This is a genomic window from Bombilactobacillus sp. ESL1097, from assembly GCF_058107205.1.
Window position 1 is genome coordinate 106,339 of sequence record NZ_JBYLUB010000002.1, and the last position, 25,662, is coordinate 132,000.

The following is a 25,662-nucleotide window of genomic DNA, read 5'->3' on the forward strand; positions in this document are numbered from 1 at the left end:
TAGTAATTAAGGTTAAGATAATAAGGGCGCACGGTGGATGCCTAGGTACTAGGAGCCGAAGAAGGACGCAACGAACAGCGAAATGCTCCGGGGAGTTGTAAGTAAACGAAGATCCGGAGATATCCGAATGGGGGAACCCGGCTAAGGTAAAGCTTAGTCACACTGCGACGAAAGTTGTAAGTGAGGAAGACGTGGTGAACTGAAACATCTAAGTAGCCATAGGAAGAGAAAGAAAAATCGATTTCCTGAGTAGCGGCGAGCGAAACGGAAAGAGCCCAAACCAGAGAGCATGCTCTTTGGGGTTGTAGGACTGGGACGTGAGATAGTCGAAGATAGCTGAATCAGTTGGGAAGCTGAACCAGAGATAGTGATAGTCTAGTAGGCGAAATCAGAGACACTCTACCAGTATCCTGAGTACGGCGGGGCACGTGAAACCCCGTCGGAAGCAGGGAGGACCATCTCCCAAGGCTAAATACTCCCTAGTGACCGATAGAGAACAAGTACCGTGAGGGAAAGGTGAAAAGCACCCCGGAAGGGGAGTGAAATAGATCCTGAAACCGTGTGCCTACAAGTAGTCAGAGCTCGTTAAAGAGTGATGGCGTGCCTTTTGTAGAATGAACCGGCGAGTTACGATTGCGTGCGAGGTTAAGTTGAGAAGACGGAGCCGAAGCGAAAGCGAGTCTGAATAGGGCGAAAGAGAGTACGTAGTCGTAGACCCGAAACCAAGTGACCTACCCATGTCCAGGTTGAAGGTGCGGTAAAACGCACTGGAGGACCGAACCCACGTAAGTTGAAAATTGCGGGGATGAGGTGTGGGTAGCGGTGAAATTCCAAACGAACTTGGAGATAGCTGGTTCTCTCCGAAATAGCTTTAGGGCTAGCCTCGGAGAAGAGGATCTTGGAGGTAGAGCACTGTTTGGACTAGGGGCCCAACATGGGTTACTGAATTCAGATAAACTCCGAATGCCAAAGATCTTTCTCCGGGAGTCAGACGGTGAGTGATAAGATCCATCGTCGAAAGGGGAACAGCCCAGATCACCAGTTAAGGTCCCAAAATCCATACTAAGTGGAAAAGGAAGTGGAACTGCACAGACAACTAGGATGTTGGCTTAGAAGCAGCAACTCATTTAAAGAGTGCGTAATAGCTCACTAGTCGAGTGGTTCTGCGCCGAAAATGTACCGGGGCTAAGTATGGTACCGAAACTGTGGATGTGCATCGAAAGATGTACGTGGTAGGAGAGCGTTGTAAGCACGAAGAAGCCAGATCGAGAGGACTGGTGGAGAGCTTAGAAGTGAGAATGCCGGTATGAGTAGCGAAAGACCAGTGAGAATCTGGTCCACCGGATGACTAAGGTTTCCTGGGGAAGGCTCGTCCGCCCAGGGTTAGTCGGGACCTAAGATGAGGCCGAGAGGCGTAATCGATGGAAAACAGGTTGAGATTCCTGTACTGTTCAGTGTTGTTTGAACGATGGAGGGACGCAGGAGATGAATTGTGAGCATGCAGCTGGAAAAGCATGTCTAAGCAGCGAGTCTGGATATGAGTCAAATGCTTATAACCGCGAAGGATGAGTTGTGATAGGGAGCGAAATTAAAGTAGCGAAGCACAATAGTCACACTGCCGAGAAAAGCTTCTAGTGAGACACTGAATACCCGTACCGCAAACCGACACAGGTAGTCAAGGAGAGAATCCTAAGGTGAGCGAGAGAACTATCGTTAAGGAACTCGGCAAAATAGCCCCGTAACTTTGGAAGAAGGGGTGCTGGTGTAAGAGCCAGCCGCAGTGAAAAGGCCCAAACAACTGTTTATCAAAAACACAGGTCTCTGCAAAATCGTAAGATGACGTATAGGGGCTGACGCCTGCCCGGTGCTGGAAGGTTAAGAGGATGAGTTAGACTTCGGTCGAAGCCCAGAATTGAAGCCCCAGTAAACGGCGGCCGTAACTATAACGGTCCTAAGGTAGCGAAATTCCTTGTCGGGTAAGTTCCGACCCGCACGAAAGGCGTAATGATTTGGGCACTGTCTCAACGATAGACTCGGTGAAATTATAATACCCGTGAAGATGCAGGTTACCCGCGACAGGACGGAAAGACCCCATGGAGCTTTACTGTAGCTTGATATTGAGTTTTTGTGTAACATGTACAGGATAGGTAGGAGCCGTAGAGATCGGTACGCTAGTATCGAAGGAGGCGCTGGTGGGATACTACCCTTGTTATATGAAAGCTCTAACCCGCGCCGTTGAAGCACGGCGGGAGACAGTGTCAGGTGGGCAGTTTGACTGGGGCGGTCGCCTCCTAAACAGTAACGGAGGCGCCCAAAGGTTCCCTCAGAATGGTTGGAAATCATTCGTAGAGTGTAAAGGTAGAAGGGAGCTTGACTGCGAGACAGACAAGTCGAGCAGGGACGAAAGTCGGGCTTAATGATCCGGTGGCACCGTATGGAAGGGCCATCGCTCAACGGACAAAAGCTACCCTGGGGATAACAGGCTTATCTCCCCCAAGAGTTCACATCGACGGGGAGGTTTGGCACCTCGATGTCGGCTCATCGCATCCTGGGGCTGTAGTCGGTCCCAAGGGTTGGGCTGTTCGCCCATTAAAGCGGTACGCGAGCTGGGTTCAGAACGTCGTGAGACAGTTCGGTCCCTATCCGTCGCGGGCGTAGGAAATTTGAGAGGATCTGTCCTTAGTACGAGAGGACCGGGATGGACATACCACTGGTGTACCAGTTGTCTTGCCAAAGGCATAGCTGGGTAGCTAAGTATGGAAGGGATAAACGCTGAAAGCATCTAAGTGTGAAACCCACCTCAAGATGAGATTTCCCATTCAGTAATGAAGTAAGACCCCTCAAAGAAGATGAGGTAGATAGGTTGCGAGTGGAAGTGTAGTGATACATGGAGCTGAGCAATACTAATCGGTCGAGGGCTTAACCAAGGGTGTCGAGTAAGAACATAATATTCAGTTTTGAGAGGACTAAGGTTCTTTCAGAAGGTAAGAAGAGAGCAAGTGTGGTGGCGATAGCGAGGAGGAAACACCTGGAATCATGCCGAACACAGAAGTTAAGCTTCTCAGCGCCGAAAGTAGTTGGTGGGAAACTACCTGCGAGGATAGGTCGTTGCCATGCTGTTTATAAAAGATTATCATTTTAATAATGATAATCTTTTTTTGTGTCTTTAAAAAGAATGGGATGAGTACTGATTATGGCTTACAAACAACAACGACGAATAGTTGACGTCGGATTATTAGCGGGAAAAATTATGATTGAATCCGGAGCAGAAATGCATCGTGCCCAGGATACAATGCAACGAATTTTGCTAAAGGGTGGAATTGAACACCCGGAGATTTATACGACGCCGACGGGAATTTTTTTAAGCGCTGATCGTTTGACTAATACAAGAATGGTGCAAATTAACCACGAAACGACTAATTTATATAAAGTGACGGAAGTTAATTCATTATCACGTCAATTTGTGGCTGAACAATTAACTTTAGAGCAATTAGAACAAGGGTTACAGCAAATTGAGCGGTCGATGTTAGATTTTCCATTGTGGTTAAAAGCGGCTGGTGCTTTTTTGTTGAGTTGCACCTTGATGATTTTATTTGTGGGCGAATATGATTGGGTTGATTTTGTGCCTGCAGGAATTGTAGGAATGATTGGTTATTTAATTGATTATTTTGTCAAACAATGGATTGATATTAGTTTTATCAGTACTTTTTTAGCAGCAACCACTATTGCGCTTTTAGCCGTTGTGCTTCAAAAAATTCACTGTGTAAATAATTTAAACTACTTAATTATTGGTGCTGTGATGCCCTTAGTGCCAGGAGTATCGTTAACGAATGCACTGCGCGACCTGATGGCACGGCACTTAATATCAGGGTTAGCTCGAATGGGTTCGGCGATTTTGAGTGCAATGGCGATTGGCGGCGGTATCGCAATGGTACTGAGATTCTTTTAAAGAAGGGAGTTTCGTATATGATACTAAATGCGATTCAAATTATTATTCAAATTACATTTAGCTTTGTCGGCACCATTGGATATGCACTCTGTATTAATATTCCGCGCACAGCGCTCATTACTAGTGGTGTTTGTGGATCATTAGGCTGGATGATTTATTGGATTTTAAGTAATTTTGTGAAATCAGGTAAAGTATTCGCTAACTTAATTGCGGCACTAATGATTGGAATTGTTAGTTATTTATGTGCGCGTTATAAAAAGATGCCCGTGAGTCTATTTAATATACCAGCGTTGGTGCCACTAGTTCCTGGAGCAACCGCATATCAAGCTGTACGAGCACTGGTTTTTGGACAAATCTTCGAAGGGCTGCATTTAACAGTGCTAGTCATTTTAATTATTGGGGCAATTGCAATGGGCTATATCTTAGCCCAATTAATTGTAGATCTTGCATTTCGGCGTTATTCATGATAGATTGATGATATGCGATGAGTCGAGTGATCACTTTTTAGTGATGATTCTGGGAATGTCGATTGTTATTAATAACAATAGCCAGCGGATATGGTGACATTTTTATCATTAGATGTGAACTGATGATAAATATTACTTGAAGTAATATCCCTTTAAAAAAGCCATAACAAAAGTTATGGCTTTTTTTCATTATTAAAATTAAATTGGTTCAAGATGTTTTCACGAATAATGGTTCGAACTTGTTGGTTAGCTAATAAACTGGAATGCTCACTATCGTCACCAGTGACGGTGGCCTGTGTGTATTTAGCGACCGTATTTTGAAAAATATATTTACCCGCTTCGACACTTTGATAAGGTACAGTGCCATCATCTTGATAATTTTTAGTGCCCGCAATGGAATCGACAATTAAATTCTTGGGTAATTGTTGGCGGTGCTGGTGTAATTGGTGAAAAATTGCGGTTTGATTTTTGATATTGGATTCTAAAGAATTGTAGGGCGTACCAATGGTAATTAAATGATTGATACGCAAAGCGTTTTGATTAAAATATTTTTCTAAATACCACGTCCAAATTAAGCCGCCGTTAGAGTGACCGACGGCAGAGAAGTTGTTAAAGTTATAATTAGCAGTTAAATAATTGATAGCTAATTTGAGCCAGTAAGTTTGCTTTTTAATATTCTGGTATCCGTCAGCGTTATTTTGAAAAGCAATCACAATAAAAGGTTGTTTATCATGAGCAGTAATTTTTCCCGTCACATGCAAGTGATTGTTCGTCCGCACCGTAATTTTGACAATACTATGTCTTTTTTTAGGGGTATTATATTGCTTTAATAAATCATCAAAGCGATTTTGTGAAGCAGAACTGCCAGGGATAAAGATCACCGGGGATAGTGTTGAATTGTGGAACGCTTTTTCACTATAAACAGCCTGCTTCATTTGAAAATAGGCAGGAATACTGCTGAGGACAAAGATCAAGAGAATAATTTTAATCCACAGTGATTTTTTCATGGGCAACCTCCGCTTTCACAAATGGCAAATAAATTAAAGTGGAACTAAGGATGGCTAAAAGAGTCGCGAACAAAGCTGCCCAGTTGCCATTGGTTCCTAAAAAGTTCCAAAGAAAAGTTGGGGTGCCGGCAAAAATTTGGTAAATGGCAGGTGACGCCCATTTCAAATTAATGAAACAGTAACCAATCAGCATGCTGACTAAGGGGCTCACAATAAAGGGAATTAGGAAGCGATAATTGAATAAGACTGGTAGTTTAATGAGTAATGGGGCGTTCAGTCCAAACATGCTGGGAATCAAATTTTCGAGCACGATTTGGTAGCGATGATAATACAAAAGCGCAAAAATTAACCCCAAACAGCACCCGATTCCTCCTAAAAAGGCATAGCTAGTATAAAGCGAATGGGTATTCAATGGATAAGGCAAACTTTGATGTGATAAAGCAGCACTCAAATTGGCAGTAGCTGCGGGTGAGTTGATGGCTTGACTTTTAGCATTAAAGGGATTGATGAGCCCGAGCCAACTGCCCAGACAACGAATAATTGTCAGAAAAAATAAACTGAGTGGTTGAATTTTTTGAACATTAGTGGAAATACCAGGAATATTATTGAACCAACTCAAGGGGTTTAACCAATTTAAGCTATAGCCTAAAATAATAGCCACAGTAATAATCAAGGTGGGACAGTGGAGACGACTTAAAATTAAGGAACTCATCAAACTAATAATAATCACCAATAAAATCGGTGGTTGATTCAGATAAAGATTGGTATCATGGTTTAAACAAGTTAAAATAATTACTAAGCAAGTGCAGCAATGTGTGACTAAAGATGCTTGCGACTGGAATTTTTGTGAAATAAGATAGCTAAGTAGTAATAAAATACCGAACTCCAATAAATTATTTAAATTTAGGAATAAGGGTAAATAGTGACTGAGGTTCGGTAAATGTAAGAGATGACGTAAAAAACCATTCGGGTTTATAACGCTACTAGTGATGAGATGTGAATAAGCATCAACTAGGACAAAAGGATAGAGCCAAGTTAAGATTTGTTGTCCTTGTTGTTTAATATTTGATAAATGAATGTTCAATCTAAATGCTCCTCTTCAAAAGATTGTGGCTAGATGTTAGTAACTATGACTTAATCCAAAAACGGAAAGGAATTCTTCGATGGCAAATGAACAGCAACGGTGGTTATTAATTATGAATGTAATTTTTAATCTCGTTATGGGCTTTATTTTACCAGTGAATACTATTTTTATAACGAAATATTTACACGAATCAATGATTACTGCTGGTTGGGTCCTAATGATCTATTCTTTAGTGATGATGCTGGGTAATGCGTTGGGCGGTTATTTGTTTGATCGGTTTTCGCATACGAAAACGTTGTGCTGTGGCTATTTATTATCAGCACTCGGTTTTGTGATTATGGCGGTTAATCATCAGTGGCCCTTGTATCCCATTTGGTTAGTGATCGTAGGCTTAGGCATGGGCATTAGTTATACGGCGGTGAACTCATATACGGCGGTGGCAGCTCAGCAAAGTCATACGCCCCAAAAGGTTTTCAATGCAATGTATCTGGCAGCTAATGTCGGGATTGCCATTGGCTCCATGCTGGTGAGTGTCATTTTTCAAAGTAGTATTTTTTTAACTTTCTTTTTGCCAGCATTGTGTTTTGGCTTGTGTTTGGTAATTGTGTTTTGGCGTGGTTCGATCTTGGATGGCGTTCAACAGGTCCAGCATGCAAACTACCACGCTCCTTCAACTAATAATGGGCACACTAACCAGTTAAAGTCCCAACATTTGAGGTTGAATTTGATACTTTTATGCTTAGCCACTTTAATTGTCTGGTTAGGTTACTCACAGTGGGATAGCAATATGTCCTTATATATGTTAGATCGGCATTTAACAATGCACCAGTATAGTTTATTATTTAGTATTAACGCGGCGTCACTGATTATTATTCAGCCCTTGATGAATCAAATCATGACGCATTTGTTTCAATCCTTAAAATTTCAGATTGGTACGGGATTATTGATTATGGCGGGGTCATTTTTATTGTTACCTAATGCGACACATTATAGTCAATATGTGTGGAGCATGTTATTACTAACCATTGGAGAATCAGTTACGTTCCCCACCATTCCTGCCTTACTCAATAAATTTGCGAACGCGGATAACCAAGGACGCTATCAAAGCTTTTATGTCATCTTTGGTTCATTAGGACGGGCTGTCGGTCCTTATTTAGGCAGTCTATTGGCAACTCAATGGACTTTTAATAATCTATTTTTATTGATTTTTATTACGATTACATTAGCTGCCATGGGCGTTTTTTTAGTAAAGGAGGTCCGATAAATGTTTAAGAAAAAATTAGCCGGTGTAACAGTTTTAGGAACAGTTCCTTTACTAATCGGAAAAGTCTTGTTTGAATATGTACAGCGTCGTGACAGTTCAGCGTTAAAAACGCAACCACCACAATACTCATCCACCAACCAGGCCATGAAATGGGCCCAACAGTTTGAACAATTACCACATCGCACAGTCCAGTTAGTAGCCCATGATGGCTGGACGTTAACGGGCTTTTTGACCAGTAATCCCCAAAACTTAGGAACGGTTTTAATTGTTCATGGTTTTGGGGTGGATCATCATTCATTAGATAAAATTGGTGGTTTATTTTATCAATTGGGCTATAACGTTTTACAACCTGATAATCGCGCTGCGGGTTTAAGTGGAGGTGATTATTTAAGTTATGGTTATTTGGAAAAATACGATGTGCAGTTGTGGCTGCAGTGGCTACAACAACAATCTCAATTACAGGCACCTTTGATTTTATTTGGGGCGTCGATGGGAGCAGCGACTGTTTTACAGAGTTTGGCTTTATCTTTGCCGCCACAATTAGCTGGCGTGATTGCTGATTCTAGTTACACTAATGCCCAGTCTATTAGTGAGTATACTATTCATCGTCAGTTTAAGTTGCCTAGTAAAGCCATAACCCAGTTGATTTCATTATGGTCGAAAGTTAAGTTTGGTGCCAGTTATGCGCAAATTGATGTCCGACCAGCATTGCAGCAAACGAAAGTCCCGGTTTTGTTAATTCGTGGTTTAAAAGATACGACGGTGCCGCCACAAATGTCAGCTCAATTAATGCAAGGAGCAACCTCAGTAGTGCAATTGGTGGACTTTGTTGATGGGAGTCATATTCGTTCCATTGAAAGTGATCCGCAGCGTTACGCACAAGTGATTCAACAATTCTGTGCACAGTTCACGGTCAAAAATAAGTTTGAAGCTGGTCAGTGATTAATGACCAGCTTTTTTACTGCAAAAATCTTGAAAGTGGCGGCCCCAAATATCTAAGTCCAAAACTTTGCCTTGATTATTGGCTACGGCCGGTAAGTGACCCCAACGTTGGAAATTATTTTTACTAAATAAATGTTCACTGGCTAAGTTGGCACTAAAAATATAGGCAACAACTGTTTTTATATGCAAACTTTTTAATTGCGGAAAAATAAAATCTAGGGTGGCTTGGCCGAGACCTTGATGTTGTGCATTCTTATCTAAATAAATACTGATTTCACTGGTAGTTTGATAAGCAGCCCGACCATAAAAATCGGATAAGCTAGCCCAGCCCACAATTTGTTGCTTTTGTAAAATAACCCATAACGGACGTAGGGGATTTTGTTGATGTTCTAAAAACCAGCTTTGGCGTTGGGCGACAGTAACGGGTTCTAAATCGGCGGTAATCGTTTGGATAGGAATACTTTGGTTATAAATGGTAACGATGGTACTTAAATCTGGCAGCGTCGCTAAACGAAAAGTTGCTGGCATTAAAAAAATCTCCTCATAATTAATCTTAATAAAAGTGATTATAGTAGTTTTAAACGCGTAACTCAAGTGTTTGGTTCGTGTTGGTCGGGTTGCTGATTATTTTTACATTAATAATAATTATAAAAATAGCCACAACATCTCATTTACTTTTAATTAAAAAGAGAGTAAACTCAACACAACTAAACGGCTACAAAATTTAAGGGAGAAGAGATGGGAGCAATGAAGTTACCAAAGATGTTGCTGGGTGGTGGCATGACCTTGACGGCGGCTGTATTAATGGTAGGCTGTGGTTCCAAACAGGCTCAAGCGCCCACTAATGAAGTGCGGATTATGTCCAAAGACCTGTTAGCAACCATGGATACTTCCATGATGACTGATATTTTGAGCGCGCAAGCGGCACAGAATACCATGGCAGGTTTATATCGTTATAATGGTAAGACTATCGAACCAGAATTATCCACTAAAGTGGTTAAGCCAACCAATAACGGTTTAACTTATACCTTTCCATTACGCAAGAACGCTAAATGGAGCAATGGCGATCCAGTAGTGGCTAACGATTTTGTTAATTCTTGGCGGCGGACGGTTAATCCCCAAACTAAATCTCAATACGCTTATATCTATGAGGGGATTGCTAACGCCAAGGCGATTACTGCCGGGAAAAAACCAGTGGATTCTTTGGGGGTTAAAGCCTTAGATGCACATACTTTACAGGTTACTCTAGAGAAGCCAATTCCATATTTTAATGAATTATTAACGGGCTCGCAATTTTATCCGCAGAATCCGCGGGCCACTAAAAAGTGGGGGAAGAAGTATGGAACCAATTCGAAGACTTTAGTTTTCGATGGACCCTACAAATTGCAGAATTGGAGTAATTCCGATAATACGTGGACTGAAGTTAAGAATAATACTTATTGGAATGCCAAGCACGTTAAGGTCAAAACTTTGAAATACCAAGTCGTCAAAGATGCTTCGACTGCGTTGAATTTGTATCAATCGGATAAGTTGGACCGTGCGGAATTGAGTGGCGATACTTCTAAACAAATGAAGAATTCCAAGGGTTATAGCGTCCAAAAGCAAAATTCGACTGATTATATTGAACTCAACCAGAAGAAGTTGCCGATGTTCAAGAATCAAAAAATTCGGCAAGCTTTATCCTTTGCAATTGACCGCAAACAATTGACGAAAAAAGTTTTGGGTAATGGAACTTCAGTAGCTACTTCTGTAACGGCTGCTGATATGGCTTATGATCCTAAGTATCAATCGAAAGATTTTGTCAGTGAAACGAGTGGCACTGGTAAAGCCTATACCAAATATGATTTGGCTAAAGCTAAGCAGTTATGGAAACAAGGATTACAAGAAAGTGGTCAAACCAAGAAAAAATTTAATTTGGTTTTGTTAAGTGACGATACGGATATTGCCAAACAACAAAGTGAATTTTTACAAAGTCAATTACAAAAATTACCAGGTTTGAAAGTTACATTGAATAATGTACCGTATAAGAGTCGACTCAGTCGCTCAGTGAGTGGAGACTTTGATATGGTCATTACGCAATGGAATGCAGATTTTCCAGATCCGATTAATTTCTTAACCTTATTTATGACTAATAATTCTTATAATAGTGGTAAGTGGAGTAATCCACAGTATGACGCTTTATTGAATAAGAGCATGAATGAAGATGCCAATAATGTCACCGCACGTTGGAACGATATGAAAGCAGCGCAAGATATCATTAATGAACAACAAGGTGTCATTCCGCTATATCAAAATGGTCAAGCCTTTATGACGAAATCTAGAATTAAGAACCTGGATTTGAATCCGGACAATATGTATAACATGACTAACGTCCGTCTGAAAAAGTAGTTGAAGAATGTTTGATAGAATCTTCAAGTGTGTCGAAAGACAACTTTAATGAAGATTCTATTTTTTTGCTTTCCGCATCAAATGAAACGAAATATCAAAGTTTAATCCTTTTTTTGGAAATTCTGTCCCACTTTTGAAACAATTATCCGACAATTACTTTTGTTGTGTCGTTTCTGCAACACTTCAACCATTCTTGTAGTGGTTCTTTGCCTAAATTTTGGTTAATATACAATTGTCAACTGAGAGAAGTTCTCTCATCTGATCATAATTGTAGAACATTGTAACTTAAGACCTCTTATTAGGAGGTTGTTACAATGAAAACATTTTTAAGTCTTTTAAGCGTTTTAGCATTAAACGCTTCTGTGGTTTTTACTAATCCTGCTGGTTACTCCCCTAGTGCCGCAGCTGATGATGTAAAAACTGAAACAATGAGTGCTGTAAACCCCATATCAAATAATAAAAAACAGCAACCCATTCAAGTTAAGTCGGAATTAGCCAGTACTCCCCATACTGGTAGTTCTCTTAACTACTTCCCCAAAGACACTACTAGTCAAATGAATCAAAGTTCTCCCCAGAACAATGAATCAAAACAAACGGTACCTTCCCCCCAAGCAGATACCGCAAAGACCCCAACGTTGAGTGGTCAGCAAAGTAGTGATACTACTAATGCCATCGCGTTTAACAATGTTAAGTTTCCAATCGGAGATTTCCACGGCAATGGAAATGTTCCCGGAGATGGACATATTTATCGTTGGGATGACGCACCAGTTGATAATTGGTTTTTACTAGAGCGTTCAACACCGCAAGCAAACATGGTCTGGAAGTTACAAGTAGGTTCTACAATTTCGGCAAATAATCAGACATATCATGTATATTCCATTTTAAATGGAGTGAGTCATAGTGACCCACGGCCTATGGAAGCTTTAAAGAGCAATGGTGGGATTTTAATTCAAACATGTGAACAACCAGTTTACAATTCCCCGCTAACCTTTGTGCTCGCTAAATAAATAATTGTAGATAAAAATAAAAAGATTAGACACGTTGGTCTAATCTTTTTTAGTAGCTTGATTTGATTAATCATTATCTAAAAACAAATTCTTATACGATATCTCTGCTAGATGTTGACTTAATTCCTCGGCTGGTTCTTTTGACCCATCAAAATACCATTGCCGCACAGCACCTAAACCGCCTTCCACATTATACCAAACTAAATCAAAAGATTTATGTGGTAATACTCCTTTAACAATATAGTTAGTTAACGTTTTGACAAATAAAAAGAAACATTCATCGCTACACAACACCCGAAACTTTTGATTATCATCTTTAATTTTTAAAAGTGCCTGCGTCAAAATTTTAGTATATGCTGCCAAGAAATCTGGTTGTTTACGGCACTCCCTTACCGCATTAATCCAAAGATCACAATTTTGCTCGATGATTTCTATCATGATTTCATAAGTATTACGATAATGTGCATAAAAAGTCGATCGATTCACATTAGCTACATTGCACAACTCTTTGATAGTAATGTCATCTAACATCTTCTTCTGCATCAATTGAACTAAAGAAGTTTGTAACATTAGTTTAGTATAGTTAAAACGTGCTGATTTTGTTAACATGAGAATCCCCCCAATACCCATACATGTTTATCATAAACCCTAAGTCAAATAAATGTAACAAAAAAGACACTACATATCGAATTACCAAAGTCCTCCCCAGAACAATGAATCCAGATAAAGTGTCTTAATGTTATTTTATCTATTACTATCAATAAGCTAATAACTATTCTACGGCAATAGAACAATATGCTATTAAAACTTATTGGTTTTTTTAACGCACTAATGATAATTACCTTTTATTAAAACGTACAGTACCGCAAGCAAACGGATCATAGTCTAATTAAGTAAGTTCTATCATTGCACAATTAATATTATAGCACGTAGAACTATAAAATAACACCCTAAATCCAGTTAAATTATTTTTATTTGCTGGATCTTGAGGCAAATCCCCATCAGTAGGGGTTTTGAATTAAAGTAATTGTTCACCCTTTCCTCAACAAAAGCCTTTCAGAAAACAAATTGCCCACTAGCTAGTAGCTAAGCTTGTGCAATGATTAATTTATTTCAACCCATTATCTTTTATTTTTCTGAAAAATCAAGTGCAATTTCACTCAGATTAGTCAATATTAAATTACAAAATAAATAATTTTTTCGCAACTTTTGCAATAATTAATAAGTGAACCTGACCTTATGTAAAAATAATCGTTGCTTTTGCCAGTAACACTAACTGACCAGTTAGTACTCAACTTCTCAGAGCTTTTGTGCCCACCGCAATATTTTAACCTACAAAAAAAGCATTGATATAATTTCAGATCAATGCTTTGTCTTAATTATTATTTAGCTAGTACATAAAAGTTAGAAACTTTTTGATTGTTAGTGGTTTGAATGTAAAGAACAATGCCACCATTTTCTGCTTGAATAGCAGCAGGACGAGAAGTACTTTGATCAGTTTTAGCTAGTAAATCATAAACTTGATAGCTTTTTTGATTAACTACAACCTTTGTACCTACTCGTAAATTTTGAACCATGTTTGCTTGCGTTCCTGTACGTTCTAGTAAAAACCAATTATCGCGTGGTGCATCGGTCCAGTGATAAACCTTACCTGAGTCGGGAATAATACCATTGCCGTGGTAATCTGCGACTTGATAAGTTGAATTATCAATTGTCATCACATCTCGGGGATAACTTTCAGGATGACTAGGATCAATAATGGTGACACTCGCCTGTGAAACTGCAGTGCTAGAACCGCTTGTTGTGTTTACCACTGCGGGGGAAGATTTCACTGGTTGATTATTATTAGTTGTTTTAATGGTTTTAGTTGCTTGTTCTTGATGATTAACAGTAATTTCTTGTGTCGGCTGAACAGTATTTCTATCCGCCAAAGTTTGACGATTCATCTGTCCAATCGGTAGTGCTAAGTTAATTGCTAAAGCACTGAAAATTGTTAATAAAGTTTTACCTTTCATGTTGGTTGCCTCCTTAATTAGCCAGAGGTCCAAAATCACGAGTATTACAAGTTTGTTTAAATGTCCCTTTTAAGGAACAACTATATAATAACCACATCAATTCTTAATAACAACGACAGCTGTTGTTAAAATGTTGCAAAAACGACACAATCAAAAACGTTGTCGGATAATCGTCCCATAAATGAAACACTATTTCATAAAAAATGAGAATAAATAAAATTCATATCCATTTTACCCATTTTTCTTAGTCTAGCACCAATAATCTCTCATTGTCTTCATACTTTGTTACTCATTAAAAGCTTCGATAGCTTCCAAACTCTTATTCAGATTAAGTTGACATTGCTCAAAGTCTCAGTTATACTAATGCCAATTTAGACATGAAAGGATGATCAACATGAGTCAGTTAACAATTAGTAACGTTCAACTATCTTGGCAAAGCCAGCACTGCTGATCGTAGTCGTTCTAAGCGGATACGATCTGGCAAACAGTTTGTATCCGTGCTGACTTATTTTTTCATTCCCAAAGCCTGCATGGTTCTAACACAGCAGACTTTGGCTTCTCAAGGGCAAACCAGAGTAATGCTGGTTTGCCTTTTTTATTTGCCCGGATAATTTAACGAGGTGAATCATGAAACGAATGCTAACATTTATTAGTCTAATATTGATTTTTCTGGGCTTTGCTTTCTTTCAAAATCCCAAAGCAAACACCCAAACTGCTACCAATTCCACGCAAGTGACGCGTGTGGGAATTTTACAAATGGTCACTCATCCCGCCCTGGATCAAATTCATAAAGGCGTAGTTCTAGGATTAAAGAAAAAAGGATTTATTGTCGGTAAAAATTTGCGGATTGATTTTTTAAATGCGCAGGGTGATCAAAGCAATCTCAAAACTATGTCCCAACAATTAGCTAACAAAGATCATTTGTTAGTCGGGATCGCTACTCCAGCTGCACAGGCTTTAGCCAACAGTGCTCAAAGTAATACTCCCATTATGTTAGCCGGCATTTCTGCTCCTGCTTCTAGTGGCTTAGTCAAGTCCGAACGCCATCCAGGTGCTAATATTACAGGTTCTTCTGGTTTGAATCCTGTTAAACAACAGTTCAAACTCATTAGAACTATCATGCCACAGGCTCAAAGAATTGGTATTATCTATACTTCCTCTGATCATGGTGGGCAAACTAACGCCCATGCTTTTGCCAAAGTGGTCCGCCAAGCAGGTTTAACACCCAAATTGTTCACTATCACGAACACCAATGATTTACAACAAGTTGCTGCCCAAATGGTGACACAAGTCGATGCCGTTTACGCTCCCCAAGATAATGGCATTGCTTCCGCGATGAAGACTTTAGTCAAAGTAACTAATAATGCTAACATTCCGGTTTTCCCTTGTGCGGAAACCATGGTGCCTGATGGTGGCAGTGCTGCTTATGCAATTAAGCAAAAAGATTTAGGAATCGTAGCTGGCGAAATGGCGGGCAATGTTTTACATGGACACCAAACCGCTAATTATCCGGTGCAACACGTGATCAAAGGACATTATCTTATCAATGAAAAAGAAGTTCAGCGCCTGCATTTACATGTTCCCGCTAAAATTATGCAAGCTGCGCAAAGAGATGGAGGCATTATCAAATGAGTTTAATTACATCAAGTATCGGGCAAGGATTACTCTGGGCTATTTTAGGTATTGCGTTGTTTTTAACTTTTCGTATTCTCAATTTTGCTGATATGACCGTTGAAGGAACCTTTCCTCTAGGGGCAGCGGTTACTGTAACTGCCATTACCCATGGTCTTTCACCTTTAATAGCCACCATTTTGGGTTGTTTAGCAGGAGCTGTGGGAGGCTTAATTACTGGATTGTTATATACAAAGGGGAAGATTCCCATCTTATTAGCGGGCATTTTAGTTATGACTGGCTGTCTATCCGTTAACCTACGAATTATGGGGGGCGCTAATGTCTCACTACTAGGCCAAAAAACTTTTTTCACTGCCGCTTTCTTCAAAACTTTACCCCGTTATTTTGACAGTATTACCATTGGTGGGTTGGCTATCATTATTATTACTGGATTAATTTGCTGCTTTTTAATGACTGACTTAGGCCAAGCTTTCATTGTAACTGGTGATAATCCGACCATGGCGCAGTCGTTAGGCATTAACACCGATAATATGACGATTCTAGGTTTAGCCATTTCCAATGGTTTGGTTGGACTCAGTGGCGCCTTAATCGCTCAAAATAATGGTTACGCTGACGCTAATATGGGTATTGGCATTATTGTAATTGCTTTAGCGTCCATCATTATTGGCGAAGTTGTTTTTGGCGAATTAACCCTCAATCAGCGCTTAATTGCGGTCACTTTAGGTAGTATTATTTATCGCTTTATTCTCCTAATTGTTCTGCAACTAGGTTTTTCGACTAATGATTTAAATTTGATTTCGGCCATTATCTTAGCCATTTGTTTGATGTTACCGCAATTGCGACATTGGTTAAAATTAGACACTATTTTTGCAAAAGGAGGCCCTAATAATGACAAATAGCCAACCAATCCTACAATTAAAAAACATTACCACTTTAGTTAACCAAAAGACGAATAATGAGGCTACTATCCTTAATCAACTAAATTTCCAAATTTATCCTGGAGATTTCATTACCATTGTTGGTGCTAATGGTGCCGGTAAATCGACTTTGTTTAACGTGTTAGCGGGAGATATTAAACCAAATTATGGGCAAATTTTACACCATAAAAAAGATATTACGACAACTTCAATTGCCCAACGTACTAAATTTTTAAGCCGGGTTTTCCAAGACCCTAAAAGTGGTACCGCACCTAGAATGACGGTGGCCGAAAATATTTTATTAGCAACTAAAAGAGGGCAAAAGCGGGGGTTACATTTTCGTCATTTGCAAGCTAATCGGCCCCAAATCAAAGCACTAACTACCCGCATCGGCAATAGCTTGAACCAACGTCTCGACACTCCAACCGAAAATTTATCTGGCGGTCAAAGACAAACTTTAAGTTTTTTGATGGCCACCTTAAACCAACCCGAGCTTTTATTATTAGATGAGCATACCGCTGCATTAGATCCGCATAGTAGTCAACAATTACTGGACCAGACTAACCAGATTGTTACCCAACAACACTTAACTTGCTTAATGATTACCCACCATCTTGAAGATGCACTCCAATATGGTAATCGGCTAATTGTTTTAAATCAGGGGCAAATTCAAGCTGATTTTACAGCCGCTGAAAAAAAGCAGCTAACCGCTACTGCGTTAGCTGCACTCTTAACCCAATCCGCGCACGAATCTCCAGAAAATATTTCTCAGTCCTAACATGCAATCCCTTTTATTAAGGACGGCTATTCAGTCAAGGCTGCGCCATTAGTTGCAATAATCTTTTTCAGCCAATAATAGGACTTTTTAGGCGTTCTGTTTAAAGTTCCTCGGCCCTGATCATCCATATCCACATAAATTAGACCGTAACGTTTTTTCATTTCACCTGTGGACAGCGAAACTAAATCAATTGGGCCCCACATCGTATATCCCAGACATGGCACATGATCAATATTAATTGCCGCGGCCATCGCAGTTAGGTGTTGTTTCAGATAATCAATTCGGTAATCATCGGCCACATAACCATGTTCATCAACTTGATCCTCCGCTCCTAATCCATTTTCTACAATAAAGATGGGCTTTTGCAGGCGATCATAGATTTCATTCATACAATACCTTAACCCCAACGGATCAACGGGCCAACCCCAAGGCGTAGCTGGTAAATATGGATTGGAATGTCCGCCAACATTAAACCATTGATCCTGAGCTTGCGTCGTATTTGAACGATAATAACTAAAAGCAATGTAGTCTAATTGTCCCGCTTGTAAAATTTTGCGATCTGCCGCAGTAATGTCCAAGTGTTGAAAACCGTGATGCTGCCAAACTTCGGGAGCATAGTTAGGATAATAGCCCCGACTCATCACATCTATAAAATACCAATTTTCACGCCGTTCTTGCAGCTGCCAGAAGACATCTTCCGGTTTACAAGTAGCTGGATAAAGGCCGCTCATGGCATACATGGCCCCAAATTGACTTTTGGGCATGAGTTGATGTCCTAATTGAACTACTTTCGCAGAAGCGACAAACATATTATGAGCTGCTTGATAACGTTGTTGACCACTGGCTTGTCGCACACCCGTTGGACCAAAGCCACGGACGGCATTAATTTCATTAAAGGTTAACCAGTAACGACAGCGATCACCAAAAGCCTCAAATAATGTGCGCGCATATTTAACATAGTAATCAATCACTTTGGTAGACGCCCAGCCATTATATTTTTGTGCCAAATTCATTGGTAATTCATCGTGACAAATCGTAATTAACGGTTCCATCTGATATTTGGCTAATTCATTAATGACGTCATCATAAAATTTTAAACCCGCTGGATTCGGTTGATCTTCTTCACCCGTTGGAAAAATTCGACTCCAACAAATCGAAAAGCGAAAAACATTAAAGCCCATGCCAGCCATCAGCTTAATATCCTCTTGATAATGATGATAAAAGTCGACCGCTTGATGACTAGGATAATATTGCTGCTCTAAAAATACTGGTTGGGCATCTGCAGGCACCGAATCAGCGTCAAAAAAGGAACTTTTGGGTTGAAGCAAATTGCCCTGAGCATCTTGCAGCGTGTGATGTCGCGGGTGGGCTTTGGAACCGGCAGTTTCATAATCACGTGATAAGATGCCACGACCACCTTCATTAAAACCACCTTCATATTGAAAATCTGCTGTCGCCCCACCCCACAAGAAACCTTGTGGCAATTTTGTATCTTGCACCATTAATTATCTAACCTCTTTACTCCAAAATTAGTTGACCGTTTTCATTTTACCATGATTATACGACTTTATTCTTAGATTAATTGCAGACAAAAAGCCTTATCGTTCATCATAGAAACGATAAGGCTTTTATTTTTATCTACAATTATTTATTTAGCGAGCACAAAGGTTAACGGGGAATTGTAAACTGGTTGTTCACATGTTTGAATTAAAATCCCACCATTGCTCTTTAAAGCTTCCATAGGCCGTGGGTCACTATGACTCACTCCATTTAAAATGGAATATACATGATATGTCTGATTATTTGCCGAAATTGTAGAACCTACTTGTAACTTCCAGACCATGTTTGCTTGCGGTGTTGAACGCTCTAGTAAAAACCAATTATCAACTGGTGCGTCATCCCAACGATAAATATGTCCATCTCCGGGAACATTTCCATTGCCGTGGAAATCTCCGATTGGAAACTTAACATTGTTAAACGCGATGGCATTAGTAGTATCACTACTTTGCTGACCACTCAACGTTGGGGTCTTTGCGGTATCTGCTTGGGGGGAAGGTACCGTTTGTTTTGATTCATTGTTCTGGGGAGAACTTTGATTCATTTGACTAGTAGTGTCTTTGGGGAAGTAGTTAAGAGAACTACCAGTATGGGGAGTACTGGCTAATTCCGACTTAACTTGAATGGGTTGCTGTTTTTTATTATTTGATATGGGGTTTACAGCACTCATTGTTTCAGTTTTTACATCATCAGCTGCGGCACTAGGGGAGTAACCAGCAGGATTAGTAAAAACCACAGAAGCGTTTAATGCTAAAACGCTTAAAAGACTTAAAAATGTTTTCATTGTAACAACCTCCTAATAAGAGGTCTTAAGTTACAATGTTCTACAATTATGATCAGATGAGAGAACTTCTCTCAGTTGACAATTGTATATTAACCAAAATTTAGGCAAAGAACCACTACAAGAATGGTTGAAGTGTTGCAGAAACGACACAACAAAAGTAATTGTCGGATAATTGTTTCAAAAGTGGGACAGAATTTCCAAAAAAAGGATTAAACTTTGATATTTCGTTTCATTTGATGATTAATGGATTAAAAAAAGATTATCTAAAAATATGATAACCGGTTGACATATGAAAACGAAATCATATAATAATATCTGTAAACGTTTTAAGATTATGATAACCGGTTGACAGTCAGAGTCACCGCAGAAAGGATTGAAATTTGTATGTTAAATCTTAAAAAAACGCTGAAGAATCCTTCTTATTTACAAAATTCAGTGACGTTACTTTTGTTTTTTGCATCTTGGGGTGTTTGGTGGTCATTCTTTCAAGTTTGGCTGACTTCTAAACAAAATGGTTTAGGTTTATCTGGTGGTGCTGTGGGAACTATTTATTCAGCCAATTCGTTAGTTACTCTATGTTTAATGTTTATCTATGGTACTTTACAGGATAAATTAGTGATTAAACGTTACTTATTAATTTTTTGTGCAATTTTAGATGCTTTAATCGGACCGTTTTTTGTCTGGATTTACGCACCATTATTAAGTCATCATTTTATTTTAGGAATTATTGTCGGGGCCGTCTTTTTATCAGCCGGTTTCTTATCGGCTTCGGGAATTTTTGAAGCCGTGGCAGAAAAGATGAGTCGCCGCTTTGATTTTGAATATGGTCAAGCGCGGGCTTGGGGTTCTTTTGGTTATGCAATGGTGGCACTATTAGCAGGATATCTCTTTGTCATTAATCCCAAACTGAATTTTGTCGTAGCCTCGGGATTTGGGGTGTTGCTATTATTGGAATTAATCTTTTGGAAGCCTAAACAAGAAAAAACGGTGGATCAAAACCTAACTTTTGAAGGCGAAGGCAGTGATACACCATCTCTGAAAGATATGTTGAGTTTGTTAAAAATGAAAGAGTTATGGCTCATTATTATCTTTATTATGTTTACGAATACTTTCTATACGGTTTTTGATCAACAAATGTTCCCAGATTTTTATACGAAATTATTTGCTAATCCCGCTTTGGGTCAACATATGTATGGTACGTTAAATTCGATTCAAGTTTTTTGCGAAGCTTTAATGATGAGTTTAGTGCCGATCTTGATGCGGAAAATTGGTGTCCGAAATGCCTTATTACTTGGTGTGACAGTTATGTTTGTGCGTATTGGAGCTTGCGGCTTGTTCCATAATCCGGTTGCGATTTCCTGCATTAAAATGTTACATTCAATTGAAGTACCACTGTTTTCGTTGCCGATCTTCCGTTATTTCACATTACATTTTGATACCAAATTATCTGCGACATTATATATGATTGGCTTTCAAGTCGCGTCACAGATTGGTCAAGTGTTACTGTCCAACCCCTTAGGAACCTTGCGCGATCATATTGGTTATAGTAGTACCTTTCATGTGATTGCCATTACAGTTTTGTTAGCGGGAATTTATGCATTCTTCGTTTTGAAAAAAGATGATCAAGATGTTAACGGTGATCCCTTTATTCGTTCATAAATTAAAAGTTGAGGTAAAAAAATGACAGCTTTACAAGTAACTAATCAGCGTTATCGCTTGGGATATCATTTGATGGCTCCAGCGGGTTGGATTAATGATCCCAATGGTTTTTGTTATTTTCAAGGTTATTATCATATGTTTTATCAGTACTATCCGGATGCCCCTAAATGGGGACCGATGCACTGGGGTCATGCGCGCAGTAAGGATTTATTACACTGGGAAACTTTGCCTGTGGCATTAACACCAGGCGATGCGGAAGATCAAAACGGTTGTTTTTCTGGTAGTGCGATTGTTAAAGATGATACTTTGTATTTAATTTATACCGGTAATAACTATTATGATGAAAAAGATCCCGATCGTTACTGGCAGAATCAAAACTTAGCTTATAGCACTGATGGCATTCATTTTACCAAATATGAACATAATCCCGTTATTGCTACACCGCCAGCCGATAATACACAAGAATTTCGCGATCCCAAAGTTTGGGAGCATGACGGTCATTACTATGTTATTTTAGGTGGGCAAACTAAGGCTGGCTTGGGCCGCGTATTGTTGTATCGCTCCGATAATTTAGTGGACTGGGACTATTTAGGACCACTGACGCAAGCTAAAAATAGTCAACTAGAAGGTTATATGTGGGAGTGTCCGGATTTGTTTCATTTAAACGGTCAAGACTTATTGTTGACTTCGCCGCAAGGGATTCAAGCACAAAACCAGCAATATTTGAACTTACACCAAACGGTTTACTTTGCGGGTCAGCTAGATTATCAAACACCGCAGTTTGCCCAGATGGGTTTTCACGAATTAGATTTAGGGCATGACTTTTATGCGACGCAAACGATGCTTGCTCCTGATGGCCGGCGCATTGTGGTTGGCTGGCTAGCAATGTGGGAAAGTGACATGCCAGAACAAGCTGATGGTTGGTCGGGAGCGTTAACTTTGCCCCGCGAGTTAGTTTGGCAAAATGAGCATTTATATATGCGACCGATTCAAGAAGTGCAGTCCTTAAGACAAAAGGTATTGCAACAACAAAGCTGTGCCTTAAGTGAAAAGCCAATAATCATTAGTCAAGATCAAGCCACGGTGGAATGGCAATTAAACGTAGATCTAGTACAATTTCAGGGTACTAAAATCGAAGTTATGTTTCAAGATCCCACCACTACTGCCCAAACAAAGCTCACTTATTTAGTTAAGCAACAGCAATTAATTGTGAGTCGCACCGACCGCGAAACGGCTCGTTATGGTCAATTACAAAATTGTGATCAGTTGCAATTACAAATTTTTGTTGATCGTAGTTCCTTAGAAATTTTTGTCAATCAAGGCGAAGTGGTCTTTAGTGAACGTTATTACTTTAACCAAGCACCTGTAATTCAACTGCAAGCTGACGGTCAAGGAGTAGCTGATAGTTTGGTTTACCAGTTGGAAGCAGCCACGAATCAATATTAAAAAGATTGTTTGTTGAAATTGACGAACCATTCTTTTTATCCTAACCATTTTTTCATAGCAACTTTTTTGGTCAAAATAGTTGAGCTATAATGAAACTAAAAAAGTGGGGAGCAATGTTAGGTGCCAAAATTAGAGGATGTTGCGCAACTGGCAGGAGTTTCAAAAACGACGGTTTCACGTGTCTTGAATCGCCGCGGCTATTTAAGTCAAACGACGATTGATAAAGTTTATGCAGCCATGGATCAATTGGATTATCATCCCAATGTTGTGGCGCGCCAATTGTATCATCATAAAACGGACTTGATTGGTATTTTATTACCATCTGTGGCGGATCCTTTTTTTGGTGAGTTGACTACGAGTTTGGAAAATCAATTATACCAACAAGGTTTTAAAGTTTTAATTGGTAATTCGATGAATAATTCGCGTAAGGAAGCGGACTATTTGGATCAACTATTAATTAAACAGGTGGATGGTTTAATTGTCGGTACGCATAATCAAGGCTTAAGCCAGTATCAGAAAAAAAATTTGCCGATTGTGGCGATTGATCGCATTGTCAGTGATGACATACCCATTATTGCTTCAGACAACTTTCACGGCGGTCAGTTAGCGACCCAACATTTGTTGGATCAAGGCGTCACGAAAATTATTCATACGAATGGTCCCCATGATCTCGCTACGCCCGCCCAACAGCGAAGGCGAGCTTATGAACAAGTGATGCAAGACCATCAGTTAACGCCAGTGACGTATGAACTAGATTTTAATATTAGTGCCGCGGCTAAGCGGCGCGTTTTTCAAAAGATTTTTCAAGAACATCCAGATGTTGAAGCTATTTTTGCCGCTAATGATACAGACGCGATCTTAATTTGCCAAGTGGCTTTAGAATTTGGGCGCCGAGTACCTGACGATTTGTTAGTAGTGGGCTATGATGGCACTACTTTATTACAAAATCTCTTTCCACAATTAACGACTGTTGTACAGCCAATTGCTCAATTAGCGCAACTGGCAGTTGAAGTTTTACAGCAAAGATTACACGGACAGGCCACAGATTCGGAATATATTTTGCCCGTCCAATGGCATGCCGGCCAAACTGGTTTCCAAAAATAAAAAGAGTCCCTTGTACAAGTTTCAATTTGATCACAGTTGCAGTATTTATTGGTAACTGGATCACGAACTTGATGAAGGGACTCTTTTATATTGAATCTTTGGTAGTGTATAACTGAAGTAAAAGTGCTTTCTTAGTAGGGCTTAAACCCAGAATTTGTTGTTCAAATTTTGGCCAGGAACCATACACGGCCGTTACGGCCGTCTGAATAGCCACAACAGCAGCTTGATCCGCGGGTGTGAAATTCATTTGTTGAATAGTTTGATCGTTAGGATTATCTAAATAAGCTAGATCAGTGGCGTGGGTGTACATGAGATTAGTCAGAAGATAATCTTGCGTAATATAGTCGATGGGTACTTGTAAAACTAGGAGTAGTAAAATGGCTAAAATGCCTGTGCGATCTTTACCCGCTGAACAATGGAAGACAACGGATTGATTGGGGTGCTGATTTTCTAATAAAACCGCGAAAAAATGATAAAAAACTTGTTGGGAATAATGATCTAAGACAACTTGTTGGTACATGCCGGGTAACCCCGAAAATTGTTGGTCCGGGGGCAATGTTTGATAAAGCTTATCACCGGTAGTAGTACTAGAAGGTTCTGCATAGAGTGGTGCGGCAATTAATGTTAAAAATGAAGTCTCGGGATCCGGCCAATTTTTTCGTTCATATTCAGATCGCAAATCAAAACTGTAGCGTAAGCCGTAATGCTTTAAGTAGCGCAATTCACGCGGTGTTAAGGCACTTAAGTAACCGGCGCGCAAAATTTTGTGCCAGCGAATGTGACGGTGGTCGGTTGTGGGATAACCGCCCAATTCTCGAAAATTATTAGTGTTAGAAAATTGAAAAATTCTTTGCATTGAGAATCCTCACTGAAATTAATACAATATAGGTATTGAAAATTAGGAGACAGTTTATAGTGAAATTAACGTTAGTGATGCCTTTGTATAACGAAGAACAATTGCTCCGACGTAGTTTAACGTCCATTGTTCAACAAATTAATCAGAATTTTGAATTGTTGATGGTTAATGATGCTTCCACTGATCAAACGGTGGCGATTGCCCAAGAGTTTGTCCAACACCACGCTAACTTTCGGTTAATCAGTCAGACAACTAATCAAGGCATTTCGGCGGCTCGCAATCGGGGAATCTTAGAAGCACAGGGGGACTTAATTACTTTTATTGATGGTGATGACTGGCTGGAACCACAATTTACCGATTATTTTTTAACGTGCTTTCAGGATCAACAATTAGACTTAGCCGTGTGTGGTTTTGTTAAAGAATCTGCGAAGAAAGTCCTCAATAAAATCCAACCATTGCCCCCAGCTTATTATTCGCAAGCACAATTAGTTAAACAAATAACTAAAATGACAAATGGCTCGGTTATGGGTTACACCTGGAATAAAGTTTATCGCCTGACAACGATTCGCAAGCATCATTTAACTTTTGCACCCGACTTGTCTTTGATGGAAGATCAGGTGTTTAATATCAAATACGTGGCGTTGACAAGTCGCTTTTATGTGGACTCTACGCCATTGTATCATTACTGGCAACATGGTCAAAGTGCAACCCATACGTATAACTTGCAGCATGTTAAAAGTATTGGTCAGGCTAATTATCGAATTTTAAAAACTTTGTATCAAGTTAAAAAGTATCATCTTTGATGA

At 39.7% G+C, this 25,662-nt stretch carries 21 protein-coding genes and 2 rRNA genes; 15 read left to right on the forward strand and 8 right to left on the reverse strand.

Annotated features, from left to right (window positions below):
• The first annotated feature begins 10 nt into the window (after positions 1-10).
• From AC3B6D_RS04740 to AC3B6D_RS04755, 4 genes are all read left to right on the forward strand, one after another.
• Positions 11-2,927 (forward strand): 23S ribosomal RNA (locus tag AC3B6D_RS04740).
• A 73-nt stretch (positions 2,928-3,000) separates the two neighbouring features.
• A 5S ribosomal RNA gene (rrf, locus tag AC3B6D_RS04745) occupies positions 3,001-3,117 on the forward strand.
• Between the two features lie 76 nt (positions 3,118-3,193).
• Complete coding sequence (locus AC3B6D_RS04750; RefSeq protein ID WP_489769408.1) at positions 3,194-3,949, forward strand: threonine/serine exporter family protein; 756 nt, start codon at positions 3,194-3,196, stop codon at positions 3,947-3,949.
• A gap of 17 nt (positions 3,950-3,966) precedes the next feature.
• Positions 3,967-4,416, forward strand: a complete 450-nt coding sequence (locus tag AC3B6D_RS04755) for a threonine/serine exporter family protein (protein WP_489756808.1) — start codon at positions 3,967-3,969, stop codon at positions 4,414-4,416.
• 173 nt (positions 4,417-4,589) lie between these two features.
• Here AC3B6D_RS04755 and AC3B6D_RS04760 read toward each other — a convergent pair whose 3' ends face one another.
• Positions 4,590-5,423, reverse strand: coding sequence for an alpha/beta hydrolase (locus AC3B6D_RS04760; protein ID WP_489775040.1), 834 nt, complete (start codon positions 5,421-5,423; stop codon positions 4,590-4,592).
• A complete protein-coding gene (locus AC3B6D_RS04765) occupies positions 5,401-6,507 on the reverse strand; it encodes a hypothetical protein (protein ID WP_489775041.1) in 1,107 nt (368 codons plus the stop codon). Before AC3B6D_RS04765 ends, AC3B6D_RS04760 begins: the two co-directional genes overlap by 23 nt.
• 79 nt (positions 6,508-6,586) lie before the next feature.
• Here AC3B6D_RS04765 and AC3B6D_RS04770 point away from each other — a divergent pair, with 79 nt between their 5' ends.
• Entirely contained in the window at positions 6,587-7,771 is a 1,185-nt protein-coding gene (locus AC3B6D_RS04770; protein ID WP_489775042.1) for an MFS transporter, read from the forward strand.
• The gene (locus AC3B6D_RS04775; RefSeq protein WP_489775043.1) at positions 7,772-8,713 is read left to right on the forward strand and encodes an alpha/beta hydrolase; all 942 of its coding nucleotides are present in this window, start codon (positions 7,772-7,774) and stop codon (positions 8,711-8,713) included. It begins immediately after the preceding gene.
• Here AC3B6D_RS04775 and AC3B6D_RS04780 read toward each other — a convergent pair whose 3' ends face one another.
• Positions 8,714-9,241, reverse strand: a complete 528-nt coding sequence (locus AC3B6D_RS04780) for a GNAT family N-acetyltransferase (RefSeq protein WP_489756803.1) — start codon at positions 9,239-9,241, stop codon at positions 8,714-8,716.
• 219 nt (positions 9,242-9,460) lie between these two features.
• On the opposite strand from AC3B6D_RS04780, the gene AC3B6D_RS04785 reads away from it, so the two are divergent.
• Positions 9,461-11,101 carry a peptide ABC transporter substrate-binding protein gene (locus tag AC3B6D_RS04785; RefSeq protein ID WP_489775044.1) on the forward strand — a complete coding sequence of 547 codons (1,641 nt, stop codon included), beginning with the start codon at positions 9,461-9,463 and terminating at the stop codon, positions 11,099-11,101.
• 314 nt (positions 11,102-11,415) lie between these two features.
• A complete protein-coding gene (locus tag AC3B6D_RS04790) occupies positions 11,416-12,108 on the forward strand; it encodes a hypothetical protein (protein ID WP_489756795.1) in 693 nt (230 codons plus the stop codon).
• Between the two features lie 66 nt (positions 12,109-12,174).
• Here the strand turns inward: AC3B6D_RS04790 and AC3B6D_RS04795 are convergent, their stop codons facing one another.
• Together AC3B6D_RS04795 and AC3B6D_RS04800 are read right to left on the reverse strand one after the other, a co-directional pair.
• Positions 12,175-12,717 carry a TetR/AcrR family transcriptional regulator gene (locus tag AC3B6D_RS04795; protein WP_489756796.1) on the reverse strand — a complete coding sequence of 181 codons (543 nt, stop codon included), beginning with the start codon at positions 12,715-12,717 and terminating at the stop codon, positions 12,175-12,177.
• Positions 12,718-13,490: 773 nt separating this feature from the next.
• Positions 13,491-14,123: a hypothetical protein gene (locus AC3B6D_RS04800; RefSeq protein WP_489756797.1), complete on the reverse strand. Its 633-nt coding sequence runs from the start codon at positions 14,121-14,123 to the stop codon at positions 13,491-13,493.
• A 627-nt stretch (positions 14,124-14,750) separates the two neighbouring features.
• Here AC3B6D_RS04800 and trpX point away from each other — a divergent pair.
• The 3 genes from trpX to AC3B6D_RS04815 are packed head-to-tail and all read left to right on the forward strand — an operon-like array spanning position 14,751 to position 17,450.
• Positions 14,751-15,755, forward strand: a complete 1,005-nt coding sequence (trpX, locus tag AC3B6D_RS04805) for a tryptophan ABC transporter substrate-binding protein (protein ID WP_489775045.1) — start codon at positions 14,751-14,753, stop codon at positions 15,753-15,755.
• Complete coding sequence (locus AC3B6D_RS04810) at positions 15,752-16,654, forward strand: ABC transporter permease (RefSeq protein WP_489756799.1); 903 nt, start codon at positions 15,752-15,754, stop codon at positions 16,652-16,654. The genes trpX and AC3B6D_RS04810 overlap by 4 nt, the downstream gene beginning before the upstream one ends.
• Positions 16,644-17,450: an ABC transporter ATP-binding protein gene (locus AC3B6D_RS04815; RefSeq protein WP_489775046.1), complete on the forward strand. Its 807-nt coding sequence runs from the start codon at positions 16,644-16,646 to the stop codon at positions 17,448-17,450. Before AC3B6D_RS04810 ends, AC3B6D_RS04815 begins: the two co-directional genes overlap by 11 nt.
• Before the next feature lie 26 nt (positions 17,451-17,476).
• On the opposite strand, the gene AC3B6D_RS04820 is transcribed toward AC3B6D_RS04815, so the two are convergent.
• Together AC3B6D_RS04820 and AC3B6D_RS04825 are read right to left on the reverse strand one after the other, a co-directional pair.
• Complete coding sequence (locus tag AC3B6D_RS04820) at positions 17,477-18,952, reverse strand: glycoside hydrolase family 1 protein (protein WP_489775047.1); 1,476 nt, start codon at positions 18,950-18,952, stop codon at positions 17,477-17,479.
• 146 nt (positions 18,953-19,098) lie between these two features.
• Positions 19,099-19,791 (reverse strand): hypothetical protein, encoded by a 693-nt coding sequence (locus AC3B6D_RS04825; protein WP_489756795.1) that lies wholly within the window; start codon positions 19,789-19,791, stop codon positions 19,099-19,101.
• Positions 19,792-20,175: 384 nt separating this feature from the next.
• On the opposite strand from AC3B6D_RS04825, the gene AC3B6D_RS04830 reads away from it, so the two are divergent.
• The 3 genes from AC3B6D_RS04830 to AC3B6D_RS04840 all read left to right on the forward strand — a co-directional run bounded on the left by AC3B6D_RS04830 (position 20,176) and on the right by AC3B6D_RS04840 (position 24,000).
• On the forward strand, positions 20,176-21,450 hold the full coding sequence (locus AC3B6D_RS04830) for an MFS transporter (RefSeq protein ID WP_489756794.1): 1,275 nt from the start codon (positions 20,176-20,178) through the stop codon (positions 21,448-21,450).
• A 21-nt stretch (positions 21,451-21,471) separates the two neighbouring features.
• Positions 21,472-22,896, forward strand: a complete 1,425-nt coding sequence (locus tag AC3B6D_RS04835; RefSeq protein WP_489775048.1) for a glycoside hydrolase family 32 protein — start codon at positions 21,472-21,474, stop codon at positions 22,894-22,896.
• A gap of 120 nt (positions 22,897-23,016) precedes the next feature.
• Positions 23,017-24,000, forward strand: coding sequence for a LacI family DNA-binding transcriptional regulator (locus AC3B6D_RS04840; protein ID WP_489756792.1), 984 nt, complete (start codon positions 23,017-23,019; stop codon positions 23,998-24,000).
• An 85-nt stretch (positions 24,001-24,085) separates the two neighbouring features.
• Here the strand turns inward: AC3B6D_RS04840 and AC3B6D_RS04845 are convergent, their stop codons facing one another.
• Entirely contained in the window at positions 24,086-24,856 is a 771-nt protein-coding gene (locus AC3B6D_RS04845; protein WP_489775049.1) for a tyrosine-protein phosphatase, read from the reverse strand.
• Positions 24,857-24,915: 59 nt separating this feature from the next.
• Here AC3B6D_RS04845 and AC3B6D_RS04850 point away from each other — a divergent pair, with 59 nt between their 5' ends.
• Positions 24,916-25,659 (forward strand): glycosyltransferase family 2 protein, encoded by a 744-nt coding sequence (locus tag AC3B6D_RS04850; RefSeq protein ID WP_489769417.1) that lies wholly within the window; start codon positions 24,916-24,918, stop codon positions 25,657-25,659.
• Positions 25,660-25,662 lie beyond the last annotated feature (3 nt).